Genomic DNA, 12,718 nt, shown 5'->3' on the forward strand with positions numbered 1-12,718 from the left:
TTTTGTTATAAATATAAAATCCATTCTAAAAATAGAATGGATTTTTATATTTGACGCATATTTTCTTAACAACAACCAGAGCCTGGAGCACAGGAATTGTTCTGTAAATCAGATATTTTAATTCTTGGCTTTTCTGCAGGAATACCACAGGCATCTAATGCTAAACAAGCCGTTAATTTAGAAGTTAGTAAAAAGTTAGTCCCATCAAAATCTAAATTATATTTGCCAATAGTATCTTTACCTTGATATTCTACTTCGATTTCTAAATCATCAAATTCAAAAATCTTTTCAGAAAGTTCGATAATATTTAATAATTTATCTGGATGTAATCTATGATCATAATCTTGCTCTTCCCATAATTGAAAATTAATTACAGCTTCGCTTCTTACTTTTCCTCCACAATCTATAAAGTCTTTTTTAACTCTACCAACTTCGGTTACGTGGAAATGAGGAGCTACCAATTCACCATTTGGTAATTGAAAACCAATTGTTTTTAATTGTTTTAAATGTGTTTTAATTTCTGATAGTTTCATGACAAAATATTTTAAATGTTAGAAAAAACATATTTCATTTCTGTTGCAATTTGCAAACTTCTTTCAGCATATTTTTCATCCTGCTGATCTGTATTGTCAAACAATTTCGGATCTTCATAAGTTATAGGAATTCTCTTTTCTGCACCAGCAATAAATGGGCAATTTCCATCTGCATGTGAACAAGTCATTATTGCAGCAAACTCAGATGAAGGATTAAAATCATCACTATATTTTTTAGAAAAAGCAATTACAGGATGTGAATTATCATCAAACTGAATAGCGTATACAGGATTTTCTGTTTCAGACAATTTCTGCAACTTAAACCCTTGATTTACTAAAGTTTCACCCACTTTTGGAAACATGGCAGTAGTTTCTGTTCCTCCTGAATATGTAGTAACATTATCTATCGTAAAATAGTTTGCCATAGTTTGCGCCCAGATTTGCCCTAAATGACTTCGTCTAGAATTGTGAGTACAAATAAAATTGATTCGAATTGGTTTGTTCTCTGATTTCTTTTCTGATATAAAATCAATTAGAGGTTGTAAAACGGCTTTTCTTTCTGATGATAGAGTATCAGTATTTAGGTTTTGGATTACATTTTCAATTTGAGCATTCATTTTTTATAATTTGATTGGTTAGCAGCAAGTGCCTTTTGATTTTTTATTTAAAAATGCGCCTAATAAAACACTAATTTCTTCCCAGTTTTCCTCATGAATACAATAGCAAACGCTGGTACCCTCTATAGTACCTTTAATTAAACCTACTTTTTTAAGTTCTTTTAGGTGTTGCGAAATTGTTGGTTGTGCTAAACCAATATCTTTTACAAGGTCTCCACAAACACAACTTTCTAATTTTATTAAAAATTCTAAAATGGCTATTCTTGCAGGATGACCTAGTACTTTAGCTATTGTAGCAATTCTATTTTGCTGTTCTGTAAATATTTCTGTCTTAGTTAAACCCATGATTATTTATATATTGCAATATTACGATTAATTAATTTAAAATGATAAATTTCACCTCTATTTTTTAAAACTCTTTAGTCACTAATTTAGAGTTATCATTATTTTTTTGAAGATTAATATTAAAATCTACAACACCTAATACTAGATTTTCTTCGGTAACCACCTCTACTTTCCACTTACCATCTAGAACATTATTTTTATAACTGTAACCTCTATACCCATTGTCTCTGCCCCCTGTAATATTAAAACCAATTTCATCCATCACTTGCCAATCATCTGCAGTTTTATTAAACCACATCCATCTATGAAATATTTTTTTCTCTAAATCTGTTGGTGCAAAAACTGATGTAAAAACATAAACAGGCTCTCTTTTAGATTTATTAAAATCGGTTTTATGATCTCTCCAAAAATAGAACCAATCATCTATTTCATAAGTCACCAAATATTTATCGTTTTTAATTTTTATATCATAAGCAATTAGTCCTTTATCTAATGCCAATGGCACAGGTGGAATTAATTTAAAATAATAACAGGTATTAATTAAAAAGTAAATACTTAAAATGAGCGTTATCATTTTATATCTTACTATTTCTACTCTTGCAGTTTGACTTGATTTGTACACCAAATACACTAAAACTAGTGTAAACACTAAACTTATAAATCCTGATAAATAAAATATTTCGGAATTCATTTTTTTTAAAATAATAGGTATAAAACAACTTAGAAATATAAAATTTACGAAAAAGTAAAATCCAAATTGTAAATACTTATTCGATATTCTTTTTCTTAAAAATTCATTCGCAATAAATAAGAGTAGTAATAAAAAGAAGAATACAGCAGTTTTAGATAAAGAAACACTTCTGGCAAAATAAATTACGTAGGCACTAGATAATCCTCCTAAAAAAAACTGAATAGCCAATGGCAAATAAACGGCATATTTAGCCGTAATTTTCAGCAAAGGTTTTTCGTTTTCTGATAAGTTATATAAATAAAGAGAGAGTGTTAGCAAAACCATATGAGATGAAAGTACAACCAAATCATACATTCTGTCTATTCTACCCAAGGTTAAAGAATCCCATGTAAAACCAGCTATAAAAAATAAGAGAGGAGCATATTTTTTATGTGTTCTTACGTATTTATACAACTTGCTTTCCTTGTATTTTAAATATATCTTTTTCATTAACAAAAAACTATTTAACCTTAAATAGTATAAATTATTTCAATACAAATATCAATATAATTCAAGTGTAATCATCAACTATTTTTTGAATCGTTTGTATCTTTCCATTTATAAAAGTAGCCCTTTCTATTTAATTCTAATTATATATGAAAATTATAATATCGCCTGCAAAATCTTTGGATTTTGAGAGTAAAGTTGAAACTAGTTTACACACACAACCACAATTTTTAGAGCAATCTGAAAAGTTGAATAAAAAACTAAAAACATTATCAAAAAACAAACTTTCTAGTTTAATGTCTATTTCTAATGATTTAGCTTCTTTAAATTATGAGAGAAATCAAGAATGGCAAACGCCATTTACTACAGATAATGCAAAACAAGCAATTTATGCGTTTACTGGCGCTGTTTTTCAAGGAATTGATGTAACCACTTTACCAGAAGAAAAATTACCACTTTTACAAGAGAATTTAAGAATCTTGTCTGGGTTATATGGCTTATTAAAACCTTTAGATTTAATTCAGCCTTATCGTTTAGAAATGGGAACAAAATTAAAAGTAGGTAGAAAAGACAATCTTTATAAGTTTTGGGATGACACTGTAGCAAAAGCATTAAATGAAGAGTTGCAAGATGATGAATTACTAATAAACTTAGCCAGCTCAGAATACTTTAAAGTGATTCCTAAAAAGGTATTGAAAGTACCAATGGTTACCCCTGTTTTTAAAGATTTTAAAAATGGGCAATATAAAACAATCATGACTTATGCTAAGAAAGCAAGAGGCTTAATGGTACGTTATATTATAGACCATAATGTTAAAACGATTGAAGAACTTAAAAACTTTGATGTAGAGAATTATCGTTTTTCTGAAGCGATGTCATCAGAACATGAAATTGTGTTTACACGTTAATTTTTCATCTTATTCATAACCCAAATATGGGGGGCTGTTACTGCAAAAAGTATCATAAAAATAAGCGAATTTAGTATTTCTACATCTATAAAAATAACATACAAAAGTAAAAGACCAAGGATACTAAAACCCCAAAATATAGCTCCTTTTTTTAAGTAAAATATTATATTTTTTTTGTTAAAATCTCCAGAAATAAATTCAATTTGTCCCAAAATTGAAGGAATAGAATGCCACAAAATAAAATAAATTGCAAATCCTAAAATTAAAGAAGACGTATTAAATACTACCGCTATTAAAGCAAGGTAAAAAAGCTCCTTTAAAAAATTTGATAAATTTATCTTCTTCTTTATTATTAAAAATACATTTAATAATAAAAAAAAAACTCCGCTTGTAATTAAGGTGATAGTAACTTCATTATTGTTAAAATAATTACCTGTTAACTCAACCATGATCTCTTTAACATTGTCTAAAGCGAATGTGAAAAGTATTGCAAAAAGAAGGAGTCCGTAAGTTGAATAATAAAATATATCAAACCACCAATTTACACTAATATTTCTGCTAAAATGTTCTTCACCAAAATGATAAGAACTAATTAAAATAAAAAGACAAATTGAAAAAAATGGCTGAATATAAAAGAGTAGAAAACAAATAAAGACAATACCCAAATAGGTTATTAAATTTTCCTTATCAAGAATTTTAACTTTTTGTCTAATTGATAAGATCAATAAATCATTTGCTCCGTGAAGAATTCCTATTGATATTACTAATACATAACCAATATAATCCTCAACAATGTCACCAAATTGAATACTAATCCAAATCAAGAAAAATGTAAAATAAATCTTAAAATTTTGATAATTTTTTAAAATATCCATATCCATTTTACAAATGTATTATTTTATTTTGTATTTTTGTTTAAGCTTTTGGTAAAAAAGCTAAACATTATTTACTAACTTAATTTATTATATCATGAGTTTAATTACAAATTTTTTAGCTGTAGCAAAAATGGCACCAGATGATTATGTAGGTTTTACATTCTTTGTAGGCTGCATGGCAATGATGGCTGCTTCAGTATTTTTCTTTTTATCAATGAGTAGTTTTGATAAAAAATGGAGGACATCAATTTTAGTGTCTGGTTTAATTACTTTTATTGCAGCAGTGCACTATTGGTATATGAGAGATTATTGGGCTGCAAATGCAGAATCACCAACATTCTTTAGATATGTTGACTGGGTTTTAACAGTACCATTAATGTGTGTTGAGTTCTTTTTAATATTAAAAGTTGCAGGGGCAAAGAAGTCTTTAATGTGGCGATTAATCTTCTTATCTGTAGTAATGTTAGTTACTGGATATATGGGAGAAGTACTATTTAGAGAGCAAGCTTGGTTCTGGGGATTAGTTTCTGGTATTGCATATTTTGTAATTGTTTATGATATTTGGTTAGGTAAAGCTAAAAAATTAGCAGTAGCTGCTGGTGGTTCTGTATTAAAAGCGCACAAAACTCTATGTTGGTTCGTTTTAGTTGGTTGGGCAATTTACCCAATTGGATATATGGCTGGAACTCCAGGTTGGTACGAAAGTATTTTTGGAGGATGGAACTTAGATGTTATTTACAATATTGGAGATGCCATTAACAAAATTGGTTTTGGATTGGTTATTTATAATTTAGCTGTTCAAAGTTCAGACGAAATAAAGAAATAATAGTTTGTTATCCGAATAAATTAAAAACAATATTATTTATAAGCCCAAAAACTTCACAAAGTTTTTGGGCTTTTTTTTAAAAATAAGATTAAAAATAAATCGTATTTAACAATCTGCCATTCTTACTGTAACAGCTAAACCTCCTTCTGAGGTTTCTTTGTAGTTTTTATTCATGTCTTTTGCAGTTTCCCACATGGTGTCTATTACCTTATCTAAATGGACCAATGAATCTTTAGGATCTGTTTCTAAAGCAATTTCTGCAGCGTGAATAGCCTTTATTGCACCCATAGAGTTTCTTTCTATACAAGGCACTTGTACTAAACCTGCTATAGGATCACAAGTTAAACCCAAATGATGCTCCATTGCAATTTCTGCTGCTGATAAACATTGTGCTGGGGTTCCTCCTAACAATTCAGTTAAAGCTGCTGCAGCCATTGCAGATGAAACTCCGATTTCTGCTTGACAACCACCCATTGCTGCAGATATTGTTGCGTTCTTTTTAAAGATACTTCCTATTTCTCCTGCAACTAATAAGAATTTTTTAATATGTTCAAAATCGGCTGCGTGATTTTCGATAACTAAATAATACATCAGTACAGCTGGAATAACACCTGCACTACCATTAGTTGGTGCAGTTACTACTCGACCTAAAGATGCATTTACCTCATTTACAGATAAGGCAAAGCAACTAACCCATTTTAAAATTTCTCTAAATTTAACTTCAGAACCTCTAATGGCTGAAATCCATTCTGTAGGATTCGAATATTTCGCTTCCTTTATTAATTTTTGATGCGTGTCAAAAGCACGTCTTTTCACATTAAGTCCTCCTGGTAATCTTCCTTCTGTATGACAACCAATGTACATACATTCTAACATCGTTTCCCAAATACGATTTAATTCAAAATCTATTTCTTTGGCCGATTTTAACTCTAATTCATTCTTTAAAACTATATCTGAAATATGGATATTGTCTCTTTCACAATATTCTTCTATTTGTATTGCTCTATTTACAGGATAAGGAAAGTTCTTTTTGTTGATTTCTATTTCATCTTCAAGATTGTCATTTTCTTGTACAATAAAACCACCTCCAATAGAATAATAGGTTTCTGTAGAAATTTCTTTACCATTTGCAAATCCTCTAAAAGTCATTCCATTGGCATGAAAGGGTAAAAATTCTCTATTAAATTTTATGGAGTTTTTAGAAAACGTAATGCGTTTGCCACCTTTAAAAAGAATTTCTTCTTGTGTATTTATTCTTTCTACAATAATAAAAACATCTTCTATAGGTATATACTCTGGGTCTGCTTCACTTAAACCGAGAAGAATGGCCAAGTCTGTTGCATGGCCTTTACCTGTTAATGAAAGTGAACCATATAAATCTACTTTCAGCTCATCAAAAAGATCGAATTGTTTATTTTCTTTTACTTTTTGAATCCAAGTTTGTGCTGCTCTCCAAGGGCCTAATGTATGAGAACTTGATGGGCCAACACCAATCTTTAGCATATCAAAAACGCTGATAAATTGAGACATTCCTAAAAATTTAAATAAATTCTGGTGTAAATGTAAAAAATCCAACTCAATGAGCTGGATTTTTTTGAATTTATTAAAATGTATTTTAGTTACATTCCGTAAACAGATTCTTTATCGAACTTTTTAACAAGCATATAATAAACAACTGCTCTATATTTTTTTCTTTCAGATTTACCTATTCTTTCCATTACTTCCTCTATACCAGCATCTAACTCAGCACTATCTGCTAAACCTAACTTTTTAATTAAAAAATTATTTTTTACAGTTGCCAACTCTTTTGCATCAGAACCAGATACTGTTTCTGCATCTGCTTTATATATTGATGGACCTAATCCTTTAGTTACAGCAGCTAATAATTCTGTATTTGAACGTAGATTTCTATCGTCCATAAATTTTTTGTACAAAGCAACTTTTTCGTCAAATTTACTCATGGTGTCTAATTAATTTATTGGTTTAAAGATTTAATTCTTATTGTATTATCCAAATATAGGAAATTAAAAACAGAAAAGGAAACACTTTTTTAGAGCATCAAAAAATGTGCATTTATGTCATCTTGTCATAATTTTTAAATGGCAAAACTTAAAAAACTGACATTTTCTTATCAAAAACCAGTTGGCATAGCCTTTGACTAATAGTAACTGTAAAATTGAAAAATAAAATTTAATATAAATAAAAATTATGAGTAAAATTATAGGAATAGATTTAGGAACTACCAACTCATGTGTTTCTGTTATGGAAGGTAATGAGCCAGTTGTAATTCCTAATGCTGAAGGAAAAAGAACTACACCATCTATTGTTGCCTTTGTTGAAGGTGGAGAACGTAAGATTGGTGACCCTGCTAAAAGACAAGCAGTAACAAACCCAACTAAAACTGTTTATTCTATTAAACGTTTTATGGGTAACAAATTCTCTGAGTCTTCTAAAGAAGTTCAAAGAGTACCTTACAAAGTTGTTAAGGGAGATAATGATACACCAAGAGTAGATATTGATGGTCGTTTATATACACCTCAAGAAATTTCTGCAATGGTATTACAGAAAATGAAAAAAACTGCAGAAGATTATTTAGGTGCAGATGTTACTCAAGCTGTAATTACAGTACCTGCATATTTTAACGATGCACAAAGACAAGCTACTAAAGAAGCTGGTGAAATTGCTGGTTTAAAAGTAGAAAGAATTATCAATGAGCCAACTGCAGCAGCATTAGCTTATGGTATGGATAAAGCAAATGACGATAAGAAAATTGTTGTTTTTGACTTTGGAGGTGGTACACATGATGTATCTATCTTAGAGTTAGGAGATGGAGTATTTGAAGTATTAGCTACTGATGGTGATACACATTTAGGTGGTGATGATGTTGATGAAAAAATCATTAACTGGTTAGCAGATGAGTTTGAAGCAGATGAAAATATGGACTTACGTAAAGACCCAATGGCTTTACAACGTTTAAAAGAAGCTGCAGAAAAAGCTAAGATTGAGTTATCTAGTTCTTCTTCTACAGAAATTAACTTACCATATGTTACTGCTACAGCTAGCGGACCAAAACACTTAGTAAGAACTTTGTCTAGATCTAAATTTGAGCAATTAATAGATGATTTAGTAAAAAGAACTATCGAGCCATGTAAAACTGCATTAAAAAATGCTGATTTATCAACTTCTGAAATAGATGAAATTATTTTAGTAGGTGGTTCTACAAGAATACCAGCTATTCAAGAAGCTGTAGAAAAATTCTTTGGAAAAGCACCAAGTAAAGGAGTTAACCCAGATGAGGTTGTATCTTTAGGAGCTGCTATTCAAGGTGGAGTTTTATCTGGAGATGTAAAAGATGTATTATTATTAGATGTTACACCTTTATCTTTAGGTATTGAAACAATGGGTAATGTTTTCACAAAATTAATTGATGCAAACACAACCATTCCAACTAAAAAATCTCAAGTATTTTCTACGGCTGTAGATAATCAACCTTCTGTAGAAATTCACGTTCTACAAGGAGAAAGAGCAATGGCTGCAGATAATAATACAATTGGTCGTTTTCACTTAGATGGTTTACCACCAGCACAAAGAGGTGTACCTCAAATTGAAGTAACTTTCGATATTGATGCAAATGGTATTATTAAAGTATCTGCTTTAGATAAAGGAACTAACAAGTCTCACGAAATTAGGATCGAAGCTTCATCAGGATTATCTGAAGAAGAAATTGAAAAGATGAGACAAGAAGCAGAAGCAAATGCTGATGCTGATAAAGCTGCAAAAGAAACTGCTGAAAAAATTAATGCTGCAGATTCTATGATTTTTCAAACAGAAAAGCAATTAAAAGAATTTGGTGATAAATTATCTGCGGATAAAAAAGACCCAATTGAAGCTGCTTTAGTTGAATTAAAAGCTGCTCATGAATCTAAAGATCTTGCACAGATTGATGCTGCAATGGAAAAGATTAATGAAGCTTGGAAAGTTGCCTCTGAAGAAATGTATGCTGCTCAAGGTGGTGCTGCAGGAGCTGAAGGAGCTCAAGCTCAAGGTCAGCCAGATGCAAGTGCAGATCAAGGAGATAATGTAGAGGATGTAGATTTTGAAGAAGTAAAATAGGCAGTCCTTCTAAATGTAATCATTTAGAGTCTATATAAATGTTAAACGCAATCATTAAGTTGATTGCGTTTTTTATTTATAAACTAATCATTTTATATATTTTTGATCTCATGAAAAACATACTGTTCTTTTTATCAATATTAGTATTGATAACCTCTTGCTCAACTCATAAAACAACCGATTTTAAAATTGGTATTATTGCTGATTGTCAATATTGTGATTGCGAAATTAAATGGGATCGTTATTACAAGAAATCTCCTCAAAGACTAAAAGACGCTGTTGCAGAACTAAATAAAGATTCTTTAAATTATACCATTCACTTGGGTGATTTTATAGATCAAAAAATGGCTAGTTTGGATAGTATTTTACCAACTTGGCACAATTTAAAATCTAATACTTATCATGTTTTAGGAAATCATGATTTTGATGTTGGTGAAACTAATAAAGAAAAAATTATTTCTAAGCTAGATTTAAAAAACAGATACTACAGTTTTTCAAAAAATGATTGGAGGTTTATTGTCTTAGATGGAAATGATTTAAGCTTTTATGGCACAACAACTAAAACTAAGAAGCAACAAACGGATTCTCTCTATAATCTTCTAAAAGATAAAAACCTACCTTATGTCAAAAAATACAATGGTGGCTTAAGTAAGGCTCAATTAAATTGGGTGAAAACTGAATTAGAAGAAGCCAAAGCAAAAAACCAAAATGTGGGCTTTTATTGCCACTTTCCTATTTATCCAATAGATCAGCATAATATTTGGAATAGAGAACAATTCTTACAAGTTATAAAACCTTATAAAAATGTAAAATTCTTCTTTAATGGTCATAATCATGCAGGTGCTTACGAAAAGGTAAACAACATTCATTATCTAACTTTTAAAGGTATGGTTGATACAGAAAACACCTCAGCCTTTGCAAAAGCCAAGTTTACAAAAGACACCATTTTTATTCAAGGTTATGAGCGTGAACCTTCTCGCAAATTAGTAATTAAATAAATGTCGAACTTAAAAACCTACAATTCAACTAACTTTTTTAAACACACCTTTTGCGAATTTAAAGAAGTAGATGATTTTAATTTTCCCGACAACAAATTCTTTAAAAGCAAATCTGAAAGTAAATATTACTATACAGAAGAAGGTGTTTTTAGAAAATCTAATCATTGGGGAAAAGTAGCCAATTGCAGGTGGAAATTAATTTCTAAACAATCTTATAAAAATCAACTTGAAGTAATTGGCTATGCAAATTGGGTAGACTTCTACCCTATTTTATCGAACCAAAAACTTTTTACAATTTCAGTTGATTACACTAACAATTCTGCAGAAATAAAACCTAAAAACTCTTCAACAATAGAAGCGTTATTTTCTTATTGTAAAGCGCAAAAAAAAGTAAAACAAATAAATCATTTACTTAAAAATGATAACTGGACAGCCTATTACAATGAAAAATCGTCAATTTTAAAGCGCAAAATTGTAGATGAATTTATAACTACCAATAAAAGCTTAGTGCAAATTAAATCTAGCTTTAAATAATCGTTTCAACAATATAATTATCATTTTAAAGATAATCTTAGAAGGAATTATAATTCACTTTTCTTTTCAGTAAATTTGTGTTAGATTTATTAAAAATTGATATGAATTTACCACAGTCAAGTTTTCCAAGAGTTGTAATTATTGGTGGAGGTTTTGCAGGTTTAGCTGCTGCAAAAGGGTTAGAGAATCAAGAATTGCAAGTTGTTTTGGTAGACAAACATAACTATCATACATTTCAACCATTATTATATCAAGTAGCAACAGGTGGTTTAGAGCCAGATTCTATTGCTTTTCCGCTTAGAAAAAGGTTTAATGATGTAAAAAATTTCTTTTTTAGATTGGCTGAGGTTGTAGAAATTCATCCTGATAAAAAAATCATAGAAACTTCTATTGGAAATTTAGATTACGACGAATTAATCATTGCTACTGGTTCTACAACAAATTTTTTTGGGAACAAAAACATCCAAAAAAACACCATGGAAATGAAGTCTGTACCACAGGCTTTAGACATTAGAAGTTTGGTTTTAGAAAATTTTGAAGAAGCATTACTAACCGATAATTTAGAAGAACGCAATGCCTTAATGAATTTTGTAATTGTTGGTGGAGGGCCAACAGGAGTAGAATTGGCTGGTGCTTTAGCTGAAATGAAAAAGGGAATTTTACCTAAAGATTACCCAGATTTAGATATTAGAAAAATGCAAATAAACCTCATACAAAGTTCTGCTGAAATTTTAAAGGGTATGAGTGCTGAAGCTTCTGAAAAAGCCGAAGATTTCTTGATTGGTTTAGGTGTTAATGTTTGGAAAAATCTTCGTGTTTTAAATTATGATGGTAAAATTGTAACCACAAATGGCGAAGACCATTTTAGAGCTGAAACCGTAATTTGGGCTGCAGGTGTAAAAGGTGAAATTGTTAACGGATTAAACTCTAGCTGTATTATTGAAAGAGCTGAAAGGTATAAAGTAAACGAGTTTAATCAAGTTGAAAACTATGATAACATTTACGCAATTGGTGATGTTGCTTGTATGAAATCAGAAAAAAATCCTTTTGGGCACCCAATGATGGCTCAACCAGCTATTCAGCAAGGTAAACTTGTTGCCAAAAATATTATTGCAAAATTGTTTCATAAAAAAACAAAAGCTTTTGTTTATAATGATAAAGGATCTATGGCTACAATAGGAAGAAATAAAGCTGTAGTAGACTTGCCAAAATGGAAATTTCAAGGGGTTTTCGCTTGGTTTGTATGGATGTTTGTTCACTTATTTTCATTAATTGGCTTTAGAAACAAAGCCATTGTATTTTTAAACTGGGTGTATAATTACGTTCGATTTGATAGAGAAACACGCCTCATAATTCGTCCTTTTAAAAAGAAAAATATTGTTTAACTATGAGCACTAGAATTGTAAAATGTCCAAATTGTGGCGTATTTAATACCAATAGAGAGTATTGCAAAAACTGTAATACACTCATATCTCATGAAAAAAAGAGAGAAATAAAGGCTGCAGAAGTTAAGCAAGAACAAATAGATGAAGCAATTGAAGAATTAGAAAATCCGAACCTTGCAGAGCGTTTGAAAAAAAGCAATAATTTATTTTATAGAATTATTGGTTGGCTTATTTATTCTGTTGTTACTGTGGTAAGTGCAATTGGTGCTGGTTTAGCTTGGTTAATAACAATGGTTGCTGCTGGTTAATATGAATTTAAGGCTAAGTATTTTTTGTATTTTATCTTTAACTCTAGGCACAAGTGTCTATATTTTTCAATCTTTAAAATTATCGCTACCAAGATTATT

14 protein-coding genes are annotated in these 12,718 nt (G+C 30.1%); 7 read left to right on the plus strand and 7 right to left on the minus strand.

Annotated elements, in window-relative coordinates:
• Positions 1 to 65 precede the first annotated feature (65 nt).
• The 4 genes from V7R38_RS00585 to V7R38_RS00600 form a co-directional block, all read right to left on the minus strand.
• Positions 66 to 533, minus strand: a complete 468-nt coding sequence (locus V7R38_RS00585) for a DUF6428 family protein (protein WP_334055616.1) — start codon at positions 531 to 533, stop codon at positions 66 to 68.
• Between the two features lie 11 nt (positions 534 to 544).
• Positions 545 to 1,150 (minus strand): arsenate-mycothiol transferase ArsC, encoded by a 606-nt coding sequence (locus tag V7R38_RS00590; RefSeq protein WP_015482296.1) that lies wholly within the window; start codon positions 1,148 to 1,150, stop codon positions 545 to 547.
• Positions 1,151 to 1,168: 18 nt separating this feature from the next.
• Positions 1,169 to 1,495, minus strand: coding sequence for an ArsR/SmtB family transcription factor (locus V7R38_RS00595; RefSeq protein WP_015482295.1), 327 nt, complete (start codon positions 1,493 to 1,495; stop codon positions 1,169 to 1,171).
• A gap of 64 nt (positions 1,496 to 1,559) precedes the next feature.
• Positions 1,560 to 2,675 (minus strand): DUF2914 domain-containing protein, encoded by a 1,116-nt coding sequence (locus tag V7R38_RS00600; RefSeq protein ID WP_334055617.1) that lies wholly within the window; start codon positions 2,673 to 2,675, stop codon positions 1,560 to 1,562.
• A gap of 146 nt (positions 2,676 to 2,821) precedes the next feature.
• On the opposite strand from V7R38_RS00600, the gene yaaA reads away from it, so the two are divergent.
• Positions 2,822 to 3,580, plus strand: a complete 759-nt coding sequence (gene yaaA / locus V7R38_RS00605) for a peroxide stress protein YaaA (RefSeq protein ID WP_334055618.1) — start codon at positions 2,822 to 2,824, stop codon at positions 3,578 to 3,580.
• Here the strand turns inward: yaaA and V7R38_RS00610 are convergent.
• Positions 3,577 to 4,461, minus strand: coding sequence for a Brp/Blh family beta-carotene 15,15'-dioxygenase (locus tag V7R38_RS00610; protein WP_334055619.1), 885 nt, complete (start codon positions 4,459 to 4,461; stop codon positions 3,577 to 3,579). The two genes, yaaA and V7R38_RS00610, sit on opposite strands and share 4 nt — an antisense overlap.
• Positions 4,462 to 4,549: 88 nt before the next feature.
• Between V7R38_RS00610 and V7R38_RS00615 the strand changes: the two genes are divergently transcribed.
• Complete coding sequence (locus V7R38_RS00615; RefSeq protein ID WP_015482291.1) at positions 4,550 to 5,281, plus strand: bacteriorhodopsin-like; 732 nt, start codon at positions 4,550 to 4,552, stop codon at positions 5,279 to 5,281.
• 105 nt (positions 5,282 to 5,386) lie between these two features.
• Here V7R38_RS00615 and V7R38_RS00620 read toward each other — a convergent pair whose 3' ends face one another.
• Positions 5,387 to 6,811 carry an L-serine ammonia-lyase gene (locus tag V7R38_RS00620; protein WP_334055620.1) on the minus strand — a complete coding sequence of 475 codons (1,425 nt, stop codon included), beginning with the start codon at positions 6,809 to 6,811 and terminating at the stop codon, positions 5,387 to 5,389.
• A gap of 89 nt (positions 6,812 to 6,900) precedes the next feature.
• Positions 6,901 to 7,242 carry a DUF2853 family protein gene (locus V7R38_RS00625; protein ID WP_015482289.1) on the minus strand — a complete coding sequence of 114 codons (342 nt, stop codon included), beginning with the start codon at positions 7,240 to 7,242 and terminating at the stop codon, positions 6,901 to 6,903.
• A 247-nt stretch (positions 7,243 to 7,489) separates the two neighbouring features.
• On the opposite strand from V7R38_RS00625, the gene dnaK reads away from it, so the two are divergent.
• The 5 genes from dnaK (at position 7,490) to V7R38_RS00650 (ending at position 12,619) form a co-directional block, all read left to right on the plus strand.
• Complete coding sequence (dnaK, locus tag V7R38_RS00630; protein WP_334055621.1) at positions 7,490 to 9,394, plus strand: molecular chaperone DnaK; 1,905 nt, start codon at positions 7,490 to 7,492, stop codon at positions 9,392 to 9,394.
• Positions 9,395 to 9,504: 110 nt separating this feature from the next.
• Positions 9,505 to 10,392 (plus strand): metallophosphoesterase, encoded by an 888-nt coding sequence (locus V7R38_RS00635; protein ID WP_334055622.1) that lies wholly within the window; start codon positions 9,505 to 9,507, stop codon positions 10,390 to 10,392.
• The gene (locus V7R38_RS00640) at positions 10,393 to 10,926 is read left to right on the plus strand and encodes a hypothetical protein (RefSeq protein ID WP_334055623.1); all 534 of its coding nucleotides are present in this window, start codon (positions 10,393 to 10,395) and stop codon (positions 10,924 to 10,926) included. It abuts the gene before it with no gap.
• Positions 10,927 to 11,027: 101 nt separating this feature from the next.
• Positions 11,028 to 12,311 carry an NAD(P)/FAD-dependent oxidoreductase gene (locus V7R38_RS00645; RefSeq protein WP_334055624.1) on the plus strand — a complete coding sequence of 428 codons (1,284 nt, stop codon included), beginning with the start codon at positions 11,028 to 11,030 and terminating at the stop codon, positions 12,309 to 12,311.
• A 2-nt stretch (positions 12,312 to 12,313) separates the two neighbouring features.
• A complete protein-coding gene (locus tag V7R38_RS00650) occupies positions 12,314 to 12,619 on the plus strand; it encodes a hypothetical protein (protein WP_334055625.1) in 306 nt (101 codons plus the stop codon).
• Positions 12,620 to 12,718 lie beyond the last annotated feature (99 nt).

Source organism: Polaribacter sp. P097, assembly GCF_036864555.1.
Taxonomy (GTDB): Bacteria; Bacteroidota; Bacteroidia; order Flavobacteriales; family Flavobacteriaceae; genus Polaribacter.